Here is a 22,338-nt window from a genome sequence, read left to right as displayed (position 1 = left end):
ATGGGCAGCCCTGGTCGGTTCCTGCCAGCCCATGTTCCGGCCCACCTCACGACACTGCCGCTAAGGCCCGGATCGGGCGCCTGACCAGGGGTTCATAGATGGCCATCAGCCGATTGAAGTTTGCTTCGGGCGTGTACCGCTCCTGATAGGCGGCATAGGCCCGGCCTGCCACTTCCTGCAAGGCAGATCGGTTTGAAAGCGCCCAGCGCACCTGATCGGTCAACGCGCCGGCATTGCCGACAGGAACGACAAGGCCGGTGACGTGTGGCTCAACGACCCCCTTGATCCACGGCAAATCCGAGCAGATGACCGGCAGCCGGCTTGCGAAGGCCTCGATGACGGTCATGGGAAACAATTCATAGCCTTTCGACGGAAAGAGCAGGAAAGCTGCAGCCTGCATCTCCTTCAGCACCGTGTCGCGCGACTGACGCCCGAGATATTCCACGCGCTCGCCCGCAGACTGCTCGACGAGCGGAGCCAACGGCCCGTCGCCGATGATCCGCAGCGGATAGTCGATCTCCTTCCACGCCTCGAGCAGCGTGGCCACTCCCTTGTGGTGCTCATCCAGTCGTCCGACGAACAGCCCTCCATTGCGACGAAGGTCACCGAAGATCGGCGGCCTGGCAACCGCATTCGGCTTGACGACGATGCGTTCGGCCGGCAGGCCGCCTTCCACAAGCTTGTGCCTGGCCCAGTCGGTAAGGGCAATGAAGCGGTCGACTTTGCGGGACCAGGTGCCGGCTCGCTTGTGAAACTCGACCATTGCGGCGACGGCGAGCGTGCCCACCACGGAATTCCTGTAGACCTTCTTCGGAACAGTCCACCAGCAGGCGTGGCGGAGACTTCGCTCCCGAAGCCTCTCATCGGGATAAAGCAAGGCGCTGGGACAGAGAATCCTGAAATTGTGCAAGGTCATCACTGATGGCACGCCGGCCTCGCGGCACGCATCCAGGATGGAGGGGCTCAGGAGAGGAAAGAAATTGTGGATATGGACGACATCCGGTGAAAATTCCGCCAATTTTCGGGACAGGGCCCGCCGTGAATGAGGGTTGTAGATGACCCCCAGGGCGGTAGAAATCCTCCGCGCGACCCGCACGATATCGTCATTTGTGGCGGAGAACAGCTCGACGTCGACCCCATTCTGCTTGAGGCACGCGAGCTCCTCCCGAACCGCGCTGTCCTCTCCGGCCCTAATCTGGTAGAAATTATGAACCATTAAGACGCGCATTGCAGTCCGCCACGTCCGAATCTCAATTCGGCATCCCGGACGCCCGTGGCGACGACGCGACGGCTCCGGAAAAGTCGACCTTTGGCAAAACGACCTCCACAACGTCGCCGGGCGCAAGCCCGAGATCTTCGCTGGCGGGGAGCGTCTCGGCGCCCTGCTCTCGCTTTCTATGGACTGTTATCTCGGGCCGACCCGCGGCTATCAGCAAGGTGGATTGCGCTTGACCTGTAAGCGCCAGCTTCTGCGCGGTACCCTCAAGACGCGCCGAGATCTGGGCCAGATTCATATAGGCCTCCTGTAGCTCTCCCAAGGCCGCGATTTGTCGTTCACTGTCGATCTTATTCATCTGTCTGACATATTCGCCGCGCTGGCGCTCGATGTTCGATGCCTGGACGATCGTATCCAGCAGTTGGGTTGATGACATAAGCACCGCTCGACGGGCTTCAGATAGGCGCGTGGTCGGCGCCAGGCCCTTCTGAAACAGTGTCCTGACGCTCTCGTAATCGTCGGTGTCGGCCTGGCTTCCCTCTTCGTCCTTCTTCTTCTTTTCAGACAGGAGCCGCAGCTCCAGGTTAGTCTCCTCGACAGCACGTCGCAGAAGCTCCTTGTCCTTTTCACTGTCTGACTGACGAGCTTCGATATGCGCTGTTGCCGTTTGCTTCAATCGTTCGGCGAGCGCCTCAGGCACCGGTACGTTCTCCACATGTTCGACTTCTTCGCCGAGTTCGGTGCGAAGGCGCCAAATGCGAACCTGTTCCGTTGCGAATTGCGCCCATAGGGCTTTGTACTCGGAACGGAAATCGGCCGCTTCCATGAGCGGATTGGCGATGCGAACCTGGGCAGCGCTGTAGCCACCCGCAACCGCCACAGACTGTCGAACGGTCATACCCGGCCGGAAGATGTACTCTCCCGGCCTGGCCACATCACCATAAACATAGATGGGCCGGTATTCGGCAAGCGAAACGAAGACCTGGTCCGTCTGGATCAGCTGCGTTATTTCACGGCCGTCCTCGGTCCCCCGCCGATACGGCTTGCTGGCGAGACTGCCAGCGATTATTTCCTGCGCTTGTTGAATGGAAAGGCCACTGATTTGAACCGCTCCAACCAGCGCCAAGTTCACCTCGCCGTCCACTCCGATCAGCAATCGCTGCCTGAAATCCGGAATACCAGGGACCGATACTTCCAGCGTATCTCCGGGCTTTAGCTTGTAGTCGGCAAGTGCCGCTGTCGGAATCAGAGCGATGGCGCCAGCAAACGAAGCGAGGCGGGTCGAAGCCATGGTCATCGACAGCGCCGACAACAAGGATCTCAACAGCTTCATGGGTCCCCCAACAGGTTGCCCCCGTATCTCTACGGGCGACTTAGCACGGGTTTCTCCGGCGCGGGCGAACCTGCGCAGTGGATGGCCCTATGCTACCAGAAGAGGCATAGCCGAGGCCGAGGCAAAATGGCTGGCTCGCTGGCTCTTTCGAGGCACTCCTGATGGAACCGGCACGGCGCCGCCGCATGAGCGGGCACATCAGTGGACGGCTCCCCTGCTCCTGCCGCGCCAAAATCGTACAACGCGATCCCTTCTACCGAGACCGATAGCCTGCCCTATGTCGGGAGGGCCGCATCCATGTTCGTTCCGATGTATGAACAAGCGTAATGCTGCGTTCGATCCGGTTCAACTGGAGGAAGTTCCACAGCCAAGGCCGGAACGCTGGCGCGAAGCGCAATCAAATAGCCGTATGAGAAAGCAATTCCCACAATCTGTAGAGGGCTCTCCAGGGCCGGATTGACGAACATGGCGAGGAAAATCGTGATGAAGACCGTGGACGCATGATTGCGAACACCGCGTGGCAGTCGATTTGGCGGGAAGGCCACCAAAATGGCAGACACGATCAAAATGAAACCAATGACCCCCGTCCGCAATATGGCTTGAAAGAACGAATTGTGAATTCCTGTCGAGAGTATCTCAAGCATTCTGGCATGCGTAATATTATGGGTGTCGGGAAGAAAGGTAATATCCTCGAATCCGGGAAACTCGTATCGCCATCGGACAGATTCCTTCCCAAATCCGATGCCAAACCCGTATGTATCCGCAACGGATACGAGTGCGTCCGAAATGAACGCGAGTCGGATCCCGGAGTTCGGGTCCAGAGCAAAGGTTTGAGGTATGAAGTTGAGCCCGACGGCATAAGCCGAAGTCAGTGCGGTCGCCAAAGCTGCGGCCATCAACCGGCCGGGCACGCCAATCAGAATGACGATCGTCGTGACCGCAAGCACCTTGAACTGAGCCAAGGGGCTGGCGAGGGCTATTCCCAAAAGGAGCAAAATGCCGCCGTATCGGCGCCAGTCGTTCGTCAGAAAAATACCGCCTGCAATGAAAAACACGGCAATGACCATGTTGTTGATCAGCGCACCATAAAGAATCACTATCGCGGCTTGCCCAGATGCGCGCGGATATTGCACGTCCTGCTGAAACATCACCGCCGGCGCGACAACGAGAGACAGGAACAGGAAAACGGGTGCACCAAAAAAGGCATTGCCGCTCATCAGCCTGCGGCGGAAATAAGCCTTGGACGCCCATGCGACGGCGAAGAATCCAACAATCGGGACGATTTGCCTTGTGACTGCTTCTTGAAGGAAGTGAACCTGCCAGGAATCCGGCATCAACCTGTATCTGGACAGCAGGGCAATGAAGAGGCAGAAGGCGGTGTAGACCGCGAGCAGACGAGGCGGCACCGTCTGCCGCAGCAAGGCATAGGCCAGACAGACACCGACCGGGACCACTATGAAGAAAAGGCCAAGCAGGCGCAGGGATATTGCGAGGGCGCAGGCCAGCCAAATGCCCGAGAGAAAGAGGGTGTAGTCGAGCACGTCAGGGGAATGGCTGCAAACGAGGTCGACCGGCTTTGAACCCTTCCTGCGTGACAATGTCGCTGGCGAGGTCATGGCCTGTATTCCCGGTTAGGACTGAAAGCCGCACGGTTCATCCTGGTCAAAATTACTGCCGAGAGTTTCTCTGCAGGGATGATGCGCAGGATTCCCTCGAGGTGATCCGCGAAAGTGCGGCGTGCCTGCAGCACCAAAAGGACCTCGTTGATGACGCCCATGGCAGCTTCCAGATCAGCGGTGCGGTCGGTGCTGTGAAAATCAACCACTATACAACTGTATTCTTGCTGCAGATGCTGGAGTGCAGCGGAGATGGAGAGCGAGGCATTCAACTCGGAGATTGACCCCGTGGGCCTGAGAACCAAAACTTCCAGCCCTTCCTGATGCGCGGGAATGATGGCAAACGCCCTGGCGAGCTTGCGACCTGGCTCCGCGTTCAGCAATGGCTGGTCCATCGATGGCTTTTGCCAATTGGCATCAATGAGCAGTGTCTTTTGCCCGGTCGCCGCAATGAGCCTTGCGAGATGAACCGCCACCGTGGAGCTTCCGGACTTGGCGAGGGGTGAAGCAACGCCGATTACAAATCCGCCTTGGCGGCCCTGAACTCCGCGCATACGGCTGGCAATTTTGCTCAGCGAGCTGTGAAGCTCGGGAGCGTCCTTTGAGTAGACGGGCTGCAAAGACTGCTCGCATGGCCCCACAACATTCCACCTGCGGCGGGGAATTCTGCGTATCCCTACAATCCGATCAAGGCCGGTCGACCTGTGCACATCCTCGACCGTTATCAGGCGGTGGTTCATTGCTTGCCTGATCAATGCGTGACCAACGCCGGCAACCCCACCGGCCATAACGGAGAGGGCTACCATCAGGACCGTTGGCGGCCAACTGCGTTGGCGAGGCGGTTCGGCCGCCGTGATGACCCTTGCGCTCGGGATCAGCGACGAGGCGCTAAAATCGGAGAGGGTCCGCTGCAGAAGGGCATTGTAAAGCGAGCGATAAACCTCGGCCGCGCTCTGCTGCTCGCGGAAAAGGACTCTTGCCCTCTCCGCAGATTCAGGGTCCGATTGGAGTTCCTTCAGTGATTCGGTCACAAAAGCCTTTTCCCGAAGTTCCGCCAGCCGCTTGTGCAGATCAGATGCTTCTTCCGCGCCAGCCGCCTGCCGGCGCTCGCGCTGATTTCCGATGTAACCGTCGGCGATCGCGTTCGCGAGCATGGCGGAGAACTGAGGATCGGAAGAGGTGACCCCGATCTCGACGGCCCTGGAGGAACCCATCTGAAGAACGGAAAACGCGCGCCTCACAAGGACCATCGCCTCATCCCGAATATTTGGCTCCGCCGTCGGCAGTTCGGTGCCGAAGAGAGACGCCAATTGGCCCTGCACATAGCTGGATATCCGGGTGCGCCAGCTGTCATCCGTCACAAACTCTTCGTCTTCCGCTAAGCCAGTGTGGTCAACAACGCGTCCGACGACTTCGTCCGACTGAATGACCTGTATCTGGCTCTCTACATAGACCCTCTCATCCGCCTGAGCTTCGCCCGGTTGCGGAGCGGGCGGAGATGAAAGGAGGATCGTCGCATAGGCGCTGTAATATCCAGGCGAAAGGACTGTATATGCGCCGCCGACACCAAGGCTTACAACCATCCAGAGGAGGCAAAGGCGCCAACTGCTTCGAATAAATCTCAAGATGTCTTTCACGGTCAGCTCGTCGCGATCCTTGGGAGGTATCTGCTGGTGAGGCGACCCGGACGGCTGAACGACGAAGTGATCGGTGGCGAACATACAGACTCTCCTACGACTGGAAACGATCGGCCTCGTGCTCCAGCGGCGCGGATTGGGACGCCGGCGGATATCCTCGCACCCGGCCTGCGTCGCAAGCCGCCGCCGTGCGAAGGACTGCCGCTCCGCCAATGAGGAAGAAGCCGGCTGAAACCACCAGCACGAGGACTTCCTTCGCCACCATCGCATAAACAATGGCTTGTTCCGCCATGACGAAAGACAAAAAATATGCGGCCACCAGGAACACTAGCAGACCGGATGCGTTAAGGGCGGCCCATTCATTTTCATATCCGTAACTAAACATGAATATATTCGATGTGAATGTATTTATGTTCATCATCAATGGTATGATGGCCATCGCGCGCACAATAGGTGTCGCTCCTGAAAATTGATCTCCAAAAAGGATCAATATTATATATGGACCGACAAAGAACATTCCAATACTTATCGCCGTTCCGACTGCTACTGTGAATAATGATCTCCTTATAAGTCGTATCCCGTCAGCAGGGTTGACATGAGCGTAGTATGAAACTCTCGGTATGAATGTATTCATAAGCAACTTGAAATATACTCTCGAGGCTAACAGAAACTTTTCGGCGACAGAATATTGCCCGGCTGCGACATAGCCTGCGAAATGCTGGACAAGGGCAACAGGGAGGGTGACGAGGGCAGTCTCCACGGCCATGAAAAGGCATCCCCTCCAGCCATTGCGCAGCTGCATTCCAATCGTCGAAAGCGTGACGGACCTGAAGCCGCCGAGCCCAATGGGAAGGATGAAAGGTAAGCAGATGACGCCACTGACGACGGGAACTGCGCTCTGGATGGCAACGGCGAGTGCGACCTGGTCAGGTGATGCGACCATGGCGACGAAACAGACGAGCGCCAGAACGCGAGCAACAACCACCGCGACGGCCGCCTGCCAGGCGCGTTCCAGGCCGACGAAGAGCCAGGCCGGAAAAATAATGCCGCCGGCGGCCGAGAGCATCGCGCACAGGAATGTCGGCCTACTGAGCGCCAGGACGTCGCCGGCCAGCACAAGGCCAACCAGGCATACGGCAACGAACAGCACTGCCTGGGTGGTCATGACCTGAGCAACGAGGGACGCAATCGCCGCCGGCTCGTATCGAAGGGAAGCAACCCTGCGCTGCGCAGTCCAATGAAATCCATAGGCCACGACGACGGCAGCGAGTTGTCCGATGGCGAGCGCATACGCGTAGCGCCCGAAACTCATAGGTCCGAGGACACGCCCGGCATAGGGCAAGATGATCAGCGGCTGCAGGACGTCGGTGACATGTAGGACAGCCAGACTGGCGGCCTGTTTGCTCAGAGTCATGGTGGCCTCCAGTCAGGTGCCTGTCGAGGCAATGCAAATCACACAGTCCAGATATGGGCAGCGCCGCCTCCCAGAAGCAGCGCCAAAGAACAGCCGCCCGTGAAGGAGTTGGCGCAGATCGGCAATACGGCGGTCCAAGTGTGTTCACTGGTTCCGCCTCCCTCTAACCGTCACGAAGTCTGCGCCTGGGAAGCAGCGATGCCTGCAACAAAGCCAGGATGAACAGGCTGTTCGTCACGAGATACCTGCTCGCCAGGCGGCGGGGATCCTGGAAGAGCCGGTGCAGCCATTCCAGCCCGCTCTTCTGCATCCATTGCGGCGCCCGTTTGACGTCTCCGGCGTGGAAATCGAAAGCTGCTCCTACCCCCAACATGACCGCATTGATCCGGCCGCGATGCGCCTGCATCCAGCTTTCCTGCTTGGGACATCCGAGCCCCACCCACATGATCCTCGCACCGGACTGATTGATCATTCCGACCACTGCCTCATCCTCCTCGGCCGACAGAGGGCGGGGCGGAGGTGAGTAAGAGCCCACGATGTTTATGCCGGCAAACTCGGTTCGAATGCACTGTTCGAGACGCTGGAGGGTGCCCGGGCTGCCGCCGTACAGGAACATTGCCGAGCCCAGTTCCGATGCCCTCCGGCAACAAATCCACATCAGGTCCGGTCCGGCGATGCGCGGCTGATCCGCGTGTCCCTGCCGTCTCAGCATCCAGGCCACCGGCGCTCCATCGGGCGCGACGAGGTCGGCGCTATCCATCGCTTCGGCATGGGCGCGATTGCGGCGGGCGGTGACGACACTGTGGGCATTGCACAGGAAAACCGTTCGGCTCTCCCGCCGCAGGGCCCAGTCGAAGACGCAGTTGACTGCCTGCGCCAAGCCCAGGGCGTGCACGGGTACCCCAAGCACTTGCTCGCGCACCACTCCCTGATCGATCGCGAGCTCTGTCATGCCACCCTCGATTGCTGCAATGGTGAGCGATCATCATCGTGCGGGCACTTCGAGTGCAATTGCTATTCCGAACGGGAAGCTGGCGGGCGGCGCTCATCGGAGGTACTTAAAAGGAATATCCTGTCCGAACCGGTGTGGTGCACCCCGATTCTGAGACACGAAAAGGGTAACAGTTCTCCATTCGTCAGCTGATGAGGAGAGAAGACCCGGGGCGGCGGTTCAGTCGCGAATTCAAGAGAGCGGCGGTGTAATGCATGGCTGCGGGCGCCAATGTGAGCAAGTTGGCGCGGGAGCTCGGCATCTCTCGCAAGGGTCTCTATCACTGGCAGAAGCAGTTTCGTGCAGGCGGGCCAGCAGCTCTGCGCGGTCGCGTGGGTCCGCCGCGAGCGGTACGCCGGCTGGGTGAGGCGCACGACCCGGGCGGTGCAGCGCCGGCATTGCCGTCGGAAGCGCTTGACGAGCTTTCGAAGGCATTGGCTCGGATCGGCGAACTGGAGCGTCTCGTCGGGTATCCGGTTCAAAGCGTTACCCATCTATCAACTTGTTCTCTCCGTGCTGCCGAAAGAGCGCATGGAAGGAGCGGCCCGTCGCGCCGTCGAGCAGGAGGTAAAGCCCCATCACCGCGGGTTTGCCTACGGCATTGTTGTCGGGCGACACCGTGACGATCTTGACGCCGATATGGCCACCTGCCGACGTGTCGGCCGCAACGGAGAACAAGGGATATTCCTTTTAAGTACCTCCGATGAGCGCCGCCCGCCAGCTTCCCGTTCGGAATAGCAATTGAACTCGAAGTGCTCGCACGCTGTGATGATCGCTCACCATTGCAGCAATCGAGGGTGGCATGACAGAGCTCGCGATCGATCAGGGAGTGGTGGCATGTCGCAAATCTTCGCGGGATGATGCCCTCTGGTTGCAGCCTAAAGAATTCACGCAGGATTATCTGGCATCGCTTTGCGTCGCATTGGCGCAGATCGATACGGACGCCGTGCAGGAGGCGATACAGTTGCTGCGCGCCGTACGCGATGCGGGCGGCACAGTCTTCGTCGCCGGCAACGGCGGCAGCGCAGCGACCGCCTCCCACTGGGTCAATGACCTCGGTAAGGCCACGAAACGCTCGGGAAGGCAGCCAATCCGGGTCATAGGCCTGACCGACAACGTCTCCTGGATGACGGCACTCGGCAATGACGAAGGCTACGAGCGTATCTTTGCCGGCCAGATGGAGAACTTCGCCAAGCCGGGTGACGTGCTCATAGTGATTTCAGCCAGCGGGAACTCGCTTAATCTCGTGCGGGCAGTCGAACTCGCTCGCGAAAGGAAGGTAGCCACTATCGGCATTGTCGGTTTTGACGGCGGCACGCTTAAAGAGCTCGTCGATCAGCCAGTATGGGTGCGGTCCGAAAAAGGCACCTACGAACTCGTCGAGGACGTCCACGCCGCGATCTGTCATGCCATTACGCGATACCTCATCGCCGACCGACCGGAGCGCGGTCAATGAATATTGTCCTGCCGAGCTCTCTCCGCCTGCAAAAGGCAGATGTCGAAGGCCGCACCTACAGCCGGCCGCGCCAGGCGGTCATCCTGGCCGGCGGGCGTGGCACACGCATGCGGCCGATCACACTCGATCGCCCGAAACCAATGGTGCCGGTGCTCGGCCGCCCTTTTTTGGAATACCAGATCGAACAGCTGCGGCAGGAGGGGTTCGAAAGGGTTCTTCTTCTACTCGGGTATTTGCCCCATGTGGTGATTGACCATTTCGGCGACGGCAGCAGGTTCGGGCTCAGTATCGAATATGCCGTCACCCGTCCCGACGACCTCACCAGCAGCCGGGTATCCAATGCCCGTCACCTCATAGATCCGTGCTTCCTGCTGCTGTATTGCGACAATTACTGGCCGATGCGCATGGAGCGGCTGTGGCAACGCTTCTGTGCGGCCGGCAAGCCTGGAATGATCACGGTCTACAGCAACAAGGACGGCTATTCACGCGGCAGCGTGATCCTTGATGCGAACGACAATGTGACCGTCTTCGACCGGCTCCGCACCACGCCCGGGCTGCAGGGAGTGGAGATCAGCTATGCCATACTAACCGATCTCGCCCTCGAACTCCTGCCCGACGAGGACACCCTCTTCGAGGAAGCCATCTACACGCCGCTCGCGACGCAGCATCGCCTCGCCGGCTTCGTGAGCGAGCACCGCTATTACAGCGTGGGCTCGATCGAGCGTCTACCCGCGACGGAGCGCTTTATGAGCCGCGAAAAAACCATGCTCGTAGACAGGGACGGCGTACTCAACTGCAGACCGCCACGGGCTCAATATGTGTGTTCATGGGACCAGTGGGAGTGGGTTCCGGGTGCAAAGCAGGCGTTGGCCCTTCTGAACGAGGCTGGCTACCGCATAATCATCATCTCCAACCAGGCAGGGATAGCGCGCGGAGCGATGACCGCCGCTGATCTCGAGGCGCTTCACCAGCGCATGTGCGCCGAGTGCGAAGCCGTCGGCGGCAAGATCGCGGAGATCTACCACTGCCCACACGGCTGGGACGACGGCTGCGACTGCCGCAAGCCCAAACCCGGTATGCTGTATCAGGCACAGCGCGACTTTGATCTCGACCTCACACGCACACTCTTTGTCGGCGATGACGATCGTGACCGTCAAGCGGCCGAAGCCGCGGACTGCCTATATGCGCAAGTAAGCGAGCAATGCTCGCTTCTGGACCTCACCCGTCAACTCCTTTTCGAAGCGGAGCGGAGCAGACATGAATGAACCAACACGCGTTCTCGTCACCGGACACAATGGATATCTCGGTTCTGTCATGGTGCCCGTGTTGCAGGCGGCGGGCTATGAGGTGGTCGGGCTGGACATGGGATATTTTCGTGCGTGCACCCTGGGAGCCGACAATACCAGTGTGCCCGAGATCACAAAGGATCTACGCGCCATCGAACCCCCGGATCTGCAGGGCTTTGACGCAGTGATCCATCTGGCGGCACTCTCGAACGACCCGATCGGAAATCTCAACGCGGATTGGACGAGGCAGATCAATGCGGAAGGGACAGTTCGTCTGGCCACGATGGCCAAGGCGGCGGGCATCCGGCGGTTCCTATTTTCCTCCTCTTGCATCATGTATGGCATGTCGGAAGCCGCCGTCGTGGACGAAACCGCCCCGCTGGCGCCGCAAACAGAATACGCAAGATCGAAGGTTATTGCCGAAGAAGCGCTGCGCGCGCTGGCGGACGACGGGTTCTCGCCCGTCTACTGCCGCAACGGCACCGTCTATGGTCTGTCGCCGCGAATGCGCTTCGACACCGTGCTGAACAATTTCGTGGGCAGCGCCTTCACCACTGGACGTGTCGAAGTGCATAGCGATGGCACGCCATGGCGGCCCGTGGTTCATGTCCAGGATGTCGCGCGCTATTTCAAATTGATGCTGGAGGCGCCGCTACAGGACATCCACAATGAGGCGTTCAACATGGGTGTTGAAAGCCTCAATCTTCAGGTGCGCGAGATAGCGGAGATCGCCGTTGAGGCCGTCGCCGGCGCGCAGCTCACAATGACACCGAAGCCGGGCGCGGATCAAAGGACCTACAAGGCGGACTTCAGCAAGTTCTCGCGGACTTTCCCGGATTTCGAGTTTCAGTGGACAGCGCGAAAGGGAGCGCAGGACCTTTACGAGGCGTTCCGCTCGATCGCACTTAGATTTGAAGACTTTACCGACAAGCGGTTCACGCGGCTGCGCTGGCTCGATCATTTGCTCAAGGCGGGGATGCTCGATGGTCAGCTGCGCTGGCGAACCGCACAGCCGCGTGTTGCCTAATTTTCATTCCGTCGATTTTCAAGGGGGCAAGATATGGAACAGCTAGACGGGACCAAAGCCGTGGAGCGCCGCTCAGGACTGGACCTTCCGGCCATCATCGATCGCGCTGCACAGCGTCTACCGTCTCTCGTCCTGACGCGCACTCCTTTGCGCGTCAGTTTTGCTGGCGGCGGTACCGATCTGCCCGATTTCTACAATCTCGATTGCGGCGCGGTCTTCAGCGCGGCAGTGGACAAGTACATCTATGTCACCGTCAAGCGTCACAGCGAGATCTTTAATGAACCCATCCGCTTGAACTATTCACAGACGGAGCAGGTAAACACTATAGGGGAGATCAAGAACAACATCGCTCGCGAATGCCTGCGTTTCCTGGAGATCGAACCGCCGATTTACATCTCGACGGTCGGAGACATGCCTGCCTCGACGGGCATGGGGGGGTCGAGCTCGTTCACGGTGGGACTGCTCAACGCCCTGCATGCATTCCGGGGAGAACGTGTCACCCCTGGCCAACTGGCCGAAGAGGCATGTCACATCGAGATGGAGATCCTCAAGGAGCCGATTGGCAAGCAGGACCAGTATGCCGCCGCGTTCGGGGGCATGAACCTGTTCCGCTTCCAGCCGGGCGGCGCGGTAACGGTCGAGCCGCAGCGGGTGCGCAATGGCGCCATCGAACATCTCTTCAGCAACCTGATGATGTTCTGGACATCGCATCAGCGGCCGGCCAGTTCCGTGCTGGCAGAGCAGAAGGCGAAAACGTCAAGCAATCTCGATACGCTCAGGCGGATGCGGGACGATGCCTTCATGCTTCAGGAGATCTTTTCGGAGCCCGTCATCGACGTAGAACGCTTCGGTGCCGTCCTTCACGCAGGGTGGGAGATGAAGCGCAGTTTGGCGTCCCGCGTGAGCAACGCGGCGATCAATGGCCACTACGACCTCGCCAGGGACGCAGGTGCGGAAGGCGGCAAGCTGTGCGGCGCCGGCGGCGGCGGATTCCTTATGTTCGCGGTCAAGCCGGAACGCCGGGAAAGTGTAAGACGCGCACTCTCACACCTAGCCTATGTGCCTATCGGCTATGAAGTCCACGGCTCGCGCCTCTTGCATCCGGCGCAAGTCTGATGCCGTCCTTCGATCGCACAAGAGGACCGCCGGCGCGAGCCACCCTGAGGAGAGATCGTCGGAGATGCAACCCGACGTGACACTCATTTGACCAATGGATCTACGATGCTTTTCACAAAGACCGATATTCCCGGCGCCACCCTGGTGGAACTGCAGAAATTCGAAGACGAGCGGGGCTTTTTCGCACGCGGCTGGTGTTCGCGGGAGTTTGCCGAGCAGGGGCTTCCGGATCGTGTCGTGCAGGTGAATATTTCATATAACAGGCACAAGCATACACTGCGCGGCTTCCATTACCAGCTGGCTCCCCAGTGCGAGGACAAGATGCTTCGCTGCATCCGGGGCAGCCTGTACGACGTGCTGATCGACCTGCGTCCCCAATCGCCCACCTATAAGCAGCACCTCACGGTGGAACTGTCAGCGGAGAACCAACGGATGCTGGTCATACCGAAGGGCTGCGCGAACGCCTTTCTCACCATGGAGGACCACTCCGAGGCGACATATCTCGTCTCCGAATTCTACACACCGGCGGCCGAGCGCGGTGTTCGCTGGAACGATCCTACCTTCGCCGTGAAGTGGCCGGTGGATGCGCCGGCGCTGATTTCTGAAAAGGACCGAAGCTGGCCCGATTATGACCGCTAACCTTTCGCCACCCGACCTTTCGGGGAGCAGCACAGGGGAGACGTAAATGTTCATTGTCGACAGGGAGTTGGAGAGGCTCGAGGCTCAGGGGCGGCCAATTCGCGTGGGTATGGTGGGGGCCGGCTTCATGGCCCAAGGCGTCGCGCTGCAGATGCTGCGATATGTCCCAGGCATGCAGCTCGTGGCGATTTCCAACAGGCACGTGGAAAAGGCGCGAGATGCCTATGCCGCCGCAGGTGAAGACGATGTGACCGAGGCGACCAGCACCAAAGCGCTTGAGGATCTCGTGGCGCGCGGTCGCCGCTCGATCACGGCGGACCCGATGCACATTTGCGAGGCCGACGACATCGACGTCATCGTCGAGGCGACAGGCGCGATCGAGTTCGCTGCCCACGTCACAATGCGGGCGATCCGGCACGGCAAGCATGTCGCCCTGATGAATGCCGAACTCGACGGCACGATCGGACCGATCCTGAAAGTGCATGCCGACCGGGCAGGAGTGGTCCTCACCAATGTGGAGGGGGATCAGCCCGGCGTTATCATGAACCTCTACCGTTGGGTCAGGGGCCTGGGCATACGTCCGGTGCTTTGCGGGAACATCAAGGGCCTGCACGATCCCTACCGAAATCCGACGACTCAGGAGGGTTTTGCCAAGAAGTGGGGGATGAAGGCCCCAATGGTCACCTCCTTCGCGGACGGCACGAAGATCTCGTTCGAGAACGCCATCGTCGCCAATGCCACAGGCATGCGGGTGGCGAAGCGCGGCATGTACGGGCCTGTGGTCGAGCCTGGAACCCCGATCCAGGGGGCGGTCGGGTGGTATCCGCTCAATCAGCTCCTCGAGGGGCGGGGGATAGTTGATTATTGTGTCGGCGCCATGCCCAACCCCGGCATCTTCGTTCTTGGCACCACAGAGGATGCCGTCGAGAAGCACTATCTCTCACTCTACAAGATGGGCCCCGGACCGCTCTACTGTTTCTATTGGCCCTATCATCTGTGTCATTTCGAGGTGCCCTCCACGGTGGCGAGGGCCGCAATATTCCGCGATGCTGCGATTGCGCCCCTGGGCGCGCCGACCGTTGATGTGGTGGCCGCCGCCAAGCGGGACCTTAGTGCCGGAGAGATCCTCGATGGCCTTGGACATTACATGACCTACGGGCTCTGCGAGAACGCGCGAACGGTGCACGCCGAGCGGCTTGTGCCGATCGGGCTCGCCGAGGGCTGCCGGCTGCTGCGCGACGTGAAGCGGGACGAGGTGCTCGGCTATGACGACATCGAGCTTCCGATCGGGCGGCTTTGCGACACACTGCGCCGAGAGCAGGATCTTGCCTTCTTCGGCCGCTCTGTAGCCTCCCTGCGCCGCGAGGTTTCTGCAACCGCCTAGTTAGCGGGACTCCAGTTGTTCCGCCGCCCGAACCTTAGAGTTGAGATGGCCGAACCGATGTCCGATTTCCATTGCCTGACGCATGCCGCCGCGCTTTGCATCCTCTTTGTGGGTACGACTTTCCTGGCCCTTAACCCGGATTGGATCGACAGACCCCTCGCAAAGGCCGTCAACACCGTAGCGAGCAATCAGCCCTTCGCCAGCCGGCTCGCTTTCGGTGCCGTCTACCCAACGACCGAGGGCGCTATAGCTGTGTCCTTGCTTTGGTATTGCTGGTTCGCCCATGACGGGCCGGAATCGAGGGCAAGGCTGGTGAGCGGTGTCTGCGCAGCTGTCCTTGCGGCGCTCGTCGCGCATTTCCTGCAGAGCACTCTGCCGACGACGCCAAAGCCGATTTTTGACTCCGCACTTGGGCTTCACATCCCGGACGTTCTGGGCGACGCTGCCGTTCTGCGCTCAGCGCCGTTCGCCGGCACCCCCGGGTTCCCCAGCGAGCGAGCGGTTCTGTTCGCGGGTCTAGCGATCGCCATTCTTCTCGTTCGCTTCGAACTCGGACTCCTCGCCCTGGCCTGCACCTTGGTGGTAGAGCTTGCGCGAGTCTACTTGGGGCTGCATTACCCGACCAATGCTCTGGGTAGCCTCGCCTTGGCCGCCACCATGGTATGGCTAGCACAAACGCACCCGAGCCTTGAACTCGGCGCCCTGGTTCTCCGGTGGGAGCGCGGCGCCCCACCAAGCTTCTATCTGTGCAGCTTTGTGGCCTCATACCTTGTTGTTGCGTTCCAGGAGTTGCGCGAACTTGCCAAAGGGCTTCTCCAGTAGGAACTGGTGTGAAGCCGGCCAGCGACACGACGTGCATCGCCGCCCTGAAGCGTCATCTTGGCCGGACAACAACAATCATGCTGAAGGTGTTCGCAACAGCGGCGGATTACCTCAATGAAGCGGATTATGCATCCGGCAAGCTGAATAAGGCCCCTCTACGGCTTCCACTGGCCCTACCACCTCTGCCATTTTGAGGTACCCAACACACTGCGCGCGCCGCGCTGTTCAACAAGCCCGATCTCTCCGCTCGGCGAACCCAAGATCAATTTCGTTGCAACCGCCAAGGCCGATTCGAACTGCCCGCCCTACCTGCGTTCAGCTCCGCAACGAACAGGATTGCCACTTCTTGGCTCCGCAGTAGCCGGCAAGGCCCCCGGGGACGAGGGCATCGGCGTAGGGACTCGTGAGCCGGCGCTCGCAGCGAGCGGCTACTTCCTACGCGGTAGGGCGAAGACGTTGGCCGAGCCCAAGGCGATGCTCCCGCAGCATCTGTTACGAACGCCGAGAGACGGGATTACCTCCTTTTGTTGGAGCCCCTGCCACAATGACACTCTGGTCGCGGGAGGGAATCGATGTAAAATTCATCGATGTAAAATTCACAGGGCGATAGCCGCTCCGCGTTAGGCCAGACTGGACCCCATCTGGCGCTGGTGTCTATTTTGGACATAGTGAGGACGGCGGAAACAGTGAGGACGGCGCAGTCAAGCGGAAGAGCTACTAGGAATAAGCCAAAGGCAACTATTGATGTACAATCCAGATCGGCTCCGGTATTGTAAGCGAGTTGTAAGAGCGGCCTTAGGATTCGATCATCTTCTCCGGCCCGAATGCTCTATTCCTACACAAAAACTCGGCTCCGCATATGGAGGTTGGGTCGTTGCGGTCGAACCTCTTCTAGGCGCCCCCTCCCCTATTGTTCTTTCCTTTGGCTTAGGGGACGATATTTCATTTGATCTGGAAGTCAGCAAAGTATTCGGTGCAAAGGTCTTTGGGTTTGATCCGACTCCGGCCAGTCTTGATTGGATTGCCGCTCAGGAATTACCCCCCACTGTGCGGATCTACCCCTTGGGAATATCTAATTTCGACGGGGAGCAAACGTTTGCTGTGTCCGAAGATGATACACGCAGCAATTTTTCCACGAAGTTGGTTACAGGCAAGAGCATTGTCTGCAACGTGAGGCGTTACTCTACTATCCTGGATATGCTCGGACTGGCAACTATCGATGTGCTGAAACTCGACGTCGAGGGGGCAGAGCACGACGTCCTTCCAGAGGTGCTTGGATCTGATGTCTTACCGAGACAGATTCTCGTCGAGTTTCACCACTGGTGGCACCGCACTCCGGTGGAGCAAACCTACCGAACAGTGGAAGCGATAAAGGGCCAGGGTTACACCCTGTTCCATGTTTCGCCTGCGGGCCACGAATTGTCATTTTTGCTGACGCGATAACAAGCCTTACGAGAACTTTCGACAAGCCGCCGTCGGTGGCGGGGATCGTCGGCAACAACCTGACGCCACGCTTGCCAGGTGACCCGAGATGCAGGCCGAACGCGAACCGTTTCTCGGCAGGCATCGCCCGCGCCGCACTGATCAGCCGACCCACATGTTCGGCATTGCCGACGGTAGCATGGCCGGCATGCAGCTCCCGGAGAAGCGGTGGCGCAAGCGCTTGTGAACTGACGGCTCGCGGCAGGGCGGCTACGTCCATGCCATAGGAGCATAGGCTGAAGAGGCTAGCCAAGCAGAAAGACGCACGGGAAGTGGCTGTGACGGGCATTGAGCGGTGGGGATTACCTCCTTTTGCTGGCGTGCCTCCCACAATGACACTCTGGCCGAACAAGGCACTTTCGCCTTTCGTTAGAGGAGTGTGGGGGCAGACCGTCCGTCGACGGCGCCACCACAGCCCTCAAGGATTGGATGGACCCGATGACAGATCGCATTGCGCTTATAACTGGTGTGACCGGTCAGGACGGTGCCTACCTTGCCAGACTGCTGCTGGAGAACGGCTATACTGTCCACGGACTGAAACGCAGATCCTCCTCCTTCAATACCGAACGCATCGACGACATCTACGTCGATCCGCACGAACCGGACGCACGCTTTTTTCTCCACTACGCCGACCTGACCGATGCGACCAATCTCATTCGCATCGTTCAGGAGACGCGCCCTACCGAAATCTACAATCTGGCGGCCCAAAGCCATGTCCAGGTAAGCTTCGAGACGCCTGAATATACCGGCAACGCCGATGCCCTTGGCACACTCAGGCTGCTTGAAGCCATCCGCATCCTGAAGATGGGAGAGCGGGTGCGCTTTTATCAGGCGTCAACCTCCGAGCTGTTCGGCAAAGTCCAGGAGGTGCCCCAGACGGAGAAGACGCCGTTCTACCCGCGCTCTCCCTATGCGGCGGCCAAACTCTATGCCTATTGGATCACGATCAACTACCGTGAAGCGTACGGAATGTTCGCTTCCAATGGCATACTGTTTAATCATGAGGGCCCCACGCGCGGCGAGACGTTTGTGACCCGCAAGATCACACGTGCGGTTGCAGGTATCGAGCGAGGCTTTCAGTCCGCCCTCTATCTTGGAAATCTGGATGCGAAACGCGACTGGGGGCATGCTCGCGACTATGTGGAGGGCATGTGGCGAATTCTTCAGCACGCCGAGCCAGACGACTTCGTCCTCGCCACGGGCGAAACCCACTCGGTTCGAGAGTTCGTAGAGCGTGCCTTTCGGGCAGTCGGCCGCGTCATCGTCTGGGAAGGTAAGGGGGTGAACGAGATCGGCCGGGATGGCAAGACAGGAGGGATCCTCGTCCGAATCGACCCACGCCATTTCCGTCCAACGGAGGTCGATCTCCTGATGGGAAATCCGGCGAAAGCCCGCTCAAAGCTCGGCTGGTCGCCGAAGACGACGTTCAGCGACCTCGTGGCGGAAATGGTGGCCGCCGATCTGAAACGTCTGGAGCGAGAGAGCTGGCATATGGACAGTAGCGTCTAGAAAGCGCCACCGGTCATGAACAACACTTACCGGCTCTGTGATGTGCGTCTTGGCAGCATCAATATCGTCGCAAACGCGACCGGCAAGATCGTGCCAAGCGGGCGCACCAGCCTTTAGAGAGGGGCGTTGTCCGCGCTACCCACGTGCGCGATGGACAGAGCGTGAAGGCTGGCGACCTTCTGTTCGAGTTCGACCCGACCATGACGGAAGCCGACGAGGATCGCCAGCAAAGCGATCTCCGTTCGGCCGAACGCAACACGCCGCTGCGCGCGGAGCCGCAGACGATCCGCTTGCCGCCTTCGGGGCCGTTCCGGAAAATCGACTTGGCACGCCGGGAGTTGCCGGTCAGCGTCCCCAGTTGAAGTTCTCCGACTCCAGAAAAGCGCTTGGTTCACCTCGCTTTGGGAGTATTTCGGCCTAGGCGTGCCTGCAACTTCACGAAAGATAGACCCCGCCAATTCTGGACCTATGGGCCTGCGCCCTTGGCAGAGTGGGCGGCAGCCGCTCTCGTCCTGTCCACGAATGACATCTCTCATTCCGGCGAGACCTGCCATCGGCGGTTGAACGCCAGGTTGCGCGTGAGGTATCGATCTCGCGGACGTGCGTTCGGGTACTCGCCGTTTGTGTCGGTCCAATCAGAGCGCGGCGTAATCCGTCATTCCTTCTCTGAACAGACGACGTTCCGCTGATTCCTTGAAAGCCGTGAGAAGGCGAGCCAGCCTCCGAAATGCCTTTCGTCGCCATTCTCGCGGAACCGGAACTTGAACGCGGTCACCGGCATATTGCCGCCCAGCCCACCCTTGTCGTCAGCCCGAGCAGCACGCACGAGACATCCTTTCGGTCGCCGACAGGCATGCTCCTATTGGACTAGGGGTGCCAATCGGGGCGTTAGGGCTACCCCAATTCATGAAGGAGCCTCCCGCCCGGCAGCGTGCTACGTCTGTCTGCGCAAGAGCCGAGCAAAATGCGTGACCCAGGACACAGTCGGACAAGCCAGGCCGAACACATTCGTCTTCGTCGCGAGATGTTCGAGGCTGTCGATGCCGTGCTGCGCCGCAATCCAGAGGTCGGAGCCTACAACCAGAAATTTTGAGAGGCCTGGATCATGCCGGAGCGGATCGTCAGTTTTGTGATGAGCGGGGGCGTCGGCTCGCGGCTGTGGCCGCTGTCACGCGAAGACAATCCCAAGCAATTCCACGACCTTTCGGGCGACGGCTCGATGCTTGCGAAGACTGTCCGACGCCTCAAGACGCGCTCGGACGGCGAGACGCCGATCTATCTGATAGCCTCCGAACGGCATGCCGACCGCGTTATCTCGGACATCGGTCCGCTCGGCCTGAACGGCGGCAGACCGATTTTCGAGCCCGTCGGCCGCAATACCGCCGCTGCGGTGGCCATAGCCACGTTGCAGACGATCTCCGAATATGGCGGTGACGCGCTTGTGCTCGTGGTGCCCTCCGACCATCAGATATCGACCGAAATGCAATTCTGGCAAACCGTCGAGGCTGGCATGCCTGCCGCCGATTCAGGAAGCATTGTCGTATTCGGCATCAGGCCGACCCATCCCGAAACCGGATACGGCTACATCGAGGTTACGGCAAATGGTGACGGCGGGGCCGCCATTTCACATTTTGTCGAAAAGCCCAATGCCGAGACGGCCCGCAAATATGTGGCTTCGGGAAGATTCTACTGGAACGCCGGCATCTTCCTGTTTCGTGCCGACACGATGCGGAAGGCATTTCTCGAGTTCCGGCCAGACATCTGGGACACCGCGGAACGGGCCCATAAGGCTGCACGGACCGACGTCTTGGGCATCTACCTGCCCCAGGGCTTCTATTCGGCTGTCCCGTCAACGTCGATCGACTACGCAGTCATGGAGCATGCACGCGGTATTGCGATGGTTACGGCTTCCTTCCGCTGGAACGACCTTGGATCGTGGCAATCGCTGCTCGAGGCCAGCCCGACGGACCGCGACGGCAATGTCGTAATGGGCGACGTTGTCGCCATGGATTGCGGCAACTCCTATCTCAGAAGCCAGGGCAGACTGCTGACAGTCATTGGAATGAAGCATGTGGCGGTGGTGACGACACCGGACGCGGTATTCGTCGCTCCTGTCAGCCACAGCCAGAAGGTGAAGAAAGTCGTCGAACAACTCGAGAAGAGCGGACGCCTTGAAACGAAGTTCACGGGGTCGGACGACCGGGTCATCATCAGCGGGTCATGGCGCAAGCGGGTCGAGCACTGGCTCTTCAACGAAACCCTGCCGCTGTGGTCCACTGCAGGTGTCGACGATGCGAATGGCGGCTTCCACGAGGCGCTCGGTTTCGATGCAAGGCCGTTGGGCAAACCCAAGCGCATGCGGACGATGGCTCGCCAGATTTACGCGTTCGCGGTGGCCAAAGAACGCGGCTGGGTTGGACCGGCCGACAAGCTCATCGACCACGGCATCGAGTTCATCGCCAAACACGGCCGCACCGAACGCGGTGGCTGGGTGCGCACCCTTAATTCCGATGGCAGCGTGGCTGACCCGACGGAGGACGCCTACGACCATTCCTGCGTGCTCCTGGCGCTTGCCCATGCTCACCGATGCGGCCATCAGGATGCCCTGCAGCTGGCACAAGAGACGTTCCATTTCATCGACACCCATCTCGAGGACGTCAGCCTGAACGGCTTCCTCGAGATCCCCGGCTGGAAGGGGGTGCGGTTCTCGAACCCACACATGCACATGCTGGAATCCTTCCTTGCCTGGCATCGCGTCACCGGCGAGCGTGCATATCTCCGTCGGGCGGCACGTGTCGTCGATCTCTTCCGGTGCCATTTCTTCGATCAGGAGAGCTGGACGCTTGGGGAACATTTCGATGTCGATTGGCTACCGTTGCCGGGAGAGGAGGGACAGTGGACCGAACCAGGGCACCATTTCGAATGGGCCTCGCTCCTCATCGATTTCGCGCGGGCAAGCGGGCAGAAAGACTTGGCAGCCTATGCAAGGAAGCTCTATTCGTCGGCGATCGCCAGCGGATTGAACCGGGCCACGGGCCTGGCTTATGCAGCCGTGTCGCGGCAGGGAATTCCCTTCGACCGGCTCTCCCGCAGCTGGCCGCAATGCGAAGCCGTCAAGGCGGCCGTCGCCCTGGACGGCATCGGCGGGCCTGATCTGAAACCTGAGATCGAAGCTCGTGTCGCCCGCCTCTTCAAATGGCATATCGATCCCGCACCGCTAGGCTTGTGGATCGACAGAATTGACGAGCGCGGAAGGTCACTGGCGACGGAGGTGCCCGCGAGCATTTTCTACCACCTAGTGACGGCCTTGATGCAGTATCTGGACAAGACCGCAGGGCAAGTCGAACCTTTCCCGCTGCCAGCTTTGGATGTGAGCAAAAGCGTTGCGATGCAGGGTTACGGCTGACCCA

The 22,338-nt window shown here is 59.7% G+C and carries 19 protein-coding genes and 2 pseudogenes; 14 read left to right on the top strand and 7 right to left on the bottom strand.

The window, feature by feature from the left end:
• Positions 1-46: 46 nt before the first annotated feature.
• The 6 genes from NKJ23_RS22115 to NKJ23_RS22090 all read right to left on the bottom strand — a co-directional run bounded on the left by NKJ23_RS22115 (position 47) and on the right by NKJ23_RS22090 (position 8,168).
• Positions 47-1,345, bottom strand: coding sequence for a glycosyltransferase family 4 protein (locus NKJ23_RS22115; RefSeq protein WP_352682348.1), 1,299 nt, complete (start codon positions 1,343-1,345; stop codon positions 47-49).
• Positions 1,251-2,549, bottom strand: coding sequence for a polysaccharide biosynthesis/export family protein (locus NKJ23_RS22110; protein ID WP_352682346.1), 1,299 nt, complete (start codon positions 2,547-2,549; stop codon positions 1,251-1,253). The genes NKJ23_RS22115 and NKJ23_RS22110 overlap by 95 nt, the downstream gene beginning before the upstream one ends.
• 275 nt (positions 2,550-2,824) lie before the next feature.
• Positions 2,825-4,165: a hypothetical protein gene (locus NKJ23_RS22105; RefSeq protein ID WP_352682344.1), complete on the bottom strand. Its 1,341-nt coding sequence runs from the start codon at positions 4,163-4,165 to the stop codon at positions 2,825-2,827.
• The gene (locus tag NKJ23_RS22100) at positions 4,162-5,886 is read right to left on the bottom strand and encodes a GumC family protein (RefSeq protein ID WP_352682342.1); all 1,725 of its coding nucleotides are present in this window, start codon (positions 5,884-5,886) and stop codon (positions 4,162-4,164) included. Before NKJ23_RS22100 ends, NKJ23_RS22105 begins: the two co-directional genes overlap by 4 nt.
• Before the next feature lie 10 nt (positions 5,887-5,896).
• The gene (locus tag NKJ23_RS22095) at positions 5,897-7,216 is read right to left on the bottom strand and encodes an oligosaccharide flippase family protein (RefSeq protein WP_352682340.1); all 1,320 of its coding nucleotides are present in this window, start codon (positions 7,214-7,216) and stop codon (positions 5,897-5,899) included.
• A gap of 163 nt (positions 7,217-7,379) precedes the next feature.
• Complete coding sequence (locus NKJ23_RS22090; RefSeq protein ID WP_352682337.1) at positions 7,380-8,168, bottom strand: WecB/TagA/CpsF family glycosyltransferase; 789 nt, start codon at positions 8,166-8,168, stop codon at positions 7,380-7,382.
• A 254-nt stretch (positions 8,169-8,422) separates the two neighbouring features.
• Between NKJ23_RS22090 and NKJ23_RS22085 the strand changes: the two are divergent.
• Positions 8,423-8,548: pseudogene (locus tag NKJ23_RS22085) on the top strand (helix-turn-helix domain-containing protein); the annotation flags it as partial.
• Positions 8,549-8,750: 202 nt separating this feature from the next.
• Here the strand turns inward: NKJ23_RS22085 and NKJ23_RS22080 are convergent.
• A pseudogene (locus NKJ23_RS22080) lies at positions 8,751-8,873 on the bottom strand (bifunctional Delta(1)-pyrroline-2-carboxylate/Delta(1)-piperideine-2-carboxylate reductase); the annotation flags it as partial.
• 136 nt (positions 8,874-9,009) lie between these two features.
• On the opposite strand from NKJ23_RS22080, the gene NKJ23_RS22075 reads away from it, so the two are divergent.
• The 13 genes from NKJ23_RS22075 (at position 9,010) to NKJ23_RS22015 (ending at position 22,334) form a co-directional block, all read left to right on the top strand.
• Entirely contained in the window at positions 9,010-9,663 is a 654-nt protein-coding gene (locus tag NKJ23_RS22075; protein ID WP_352682335.1) for an SIS domain-containing protein, read from the top strand.
• On the top strand, positions 9,660-10,928 hold the full coding sequence (locus NKJ23_RS22070; protein WP_352682333.1) for an HAD-IIIA family hydrolase: 1,269 nt from the start codon (positions 9,660-9,662) through the stop codon (positions 10,926-10,928). Before NKJ23_RS22075 ends, NKJ23_RS22070 begins: the two co-directional genes overlap by 4 nt.
• Entirely contained in the window at positions 10,921-11,976 is a 1,056-nt protein-coding gene (locus tag NKJ23_RS22065; RefSeq protein WP_352682331.1) for an NAD-dependent epimerase/dehydratase family protein, read from the top strand. Before NKJ23_RS22070 ends, NKJ23_RS22065 begins: the two co-directional genes overlap by 8 nt.
• Before the next feature lie 33 nt (positions 11,977-12,009).
• A complete protein-coding gene (locus NKJ23_RS22060) occupies positions 12,010-13,092 on the top strand; it encodes a GHMP family kinase ATP-binding protein (RefSeq protein WP_352682329.1) in 1,083 nt (360 codons plus the stop codon).
• A gap of 105 nt (positions 13,093-13,197) precedes the next feature.
• Positions 13,198-13,731, top strand: coding sequence for a dTDP-4-dehydrorhamnose 3,5-epimerase (gene rfbC / locus NKJ23_RS22055; protein WP_352682327.1), 534 nt, complete (start codon positions 13,198-13,200; stop codon positions 13,729-13,731).
• Positions 13,732-13,777: 46 nt separating this feature from the next.
• Positions 13,778-15,115: an NAD(P)H-dependent oxidoreductase gene (locus NKJ23_RS22050; protein WP_352682326.1), complete on the top strand. Its 1,338-nt coding sequence runs from the start codon at positions 13,778-13,780 to the stop codon at positions 15,113-15,115.
• A 45-nt stretch (positions 15,116-15,160) separates the two neighbouring features.
• Positions 15,161-15,937, top strand: a complete 777-nt coding sequence (locus tag NKJ23_RS22045; protein ID WP_352682324.1) for a phosphatase PAP2 family protein — start codon at positions 15,161-15,163, stop codon at positions 15,935-15,937.
• Between the two features lie 8 nt (positions 15,938-15,945).
• On the top strand, positions 15,946-16,131 hold the full coding sequence (locus tag NKJ23_RS22040; RefSeq protein ID WP_352682322.1) for a hypothetical protein: 186 nt from the start codon (positions 15,946-15,948) through the stop codon (positions 16,129-16,131).
• A gap of 550 nt (positions 16,132-16,681) precedes the next feature.
• A complete protein-coding gene (locus tag NKJ23_RS22035) occupies positions 16,682-17,380 on the top strand; it encodes an FkbM family methyltransferase (protein WP_352682320.1) in 699 nt (232 codons plus the stop codon).
• A gap of 88 nt (positions 17,381-17,468) precedes the next feature.
• A complete protein-coding gene (locus tag NKJ23_RS22030) occupies positions 17,469-17,606 on the top strand; it encodes a hypothetical protein (protein ID WP_352682318.1) in 138 nt (45 codons plus the stop codon).
• Positions 17,607-17,857: 251 nt separating this feature from the next.
• On the top strand, positions 17,858-18,928 hold the full coding sequence (gmd, locus tag NKJ23_RS22025; RefSeq protein ID WP_352682316.1) for a GDP-mannose 4,6-dehydratase: 1,071 nt from the start codon (positions 17,858-17,860) through the stop codon (positions 18,926-18,928).
• Between the two features lie 161 nt (positions 18,929-19,089).
• Complete coding sequence (locus NKJ23_RS34720) at positions 19,090-19,290, top strand: hypothetical protein (RefSeq protein ID WP_502902561.1); 201 nt, start codon at positions 19,090-19,092, stop codon at positions 19,288-19,290.
• 743 nt (positions 19,291-20,033) lie between these two features.
• Positions 20,034-22,334 carry an AGE family epimerase/isomerase gene (locus NKJ23_RS22015; RefSeq protein WP_352682314.1) on the top strand — a complete coding sequence of 767 codons (2,301 nt, stop codon included), beginning with the start codon at positions 20,034-20,036 and terminating at the stop codon, positions 22,332-22,334.
• Positions 22,335-22,338: the final 4 nt, after the last annotated feature.

The organism is Mesorhizobium sp. M0184, from assembly GCF_040322215.1.
Lineage (GTDB): Bacteria > Pseudomonadota > Alphaproteobacteria > Rhizobiales > Rhizobiaceae > Mesorhizobium.
The sequence above is the reverse complement of the archived record's forward strand: the minus strand, read 5'-3'. Positions and strand labels throughout refer to the sequence as shown.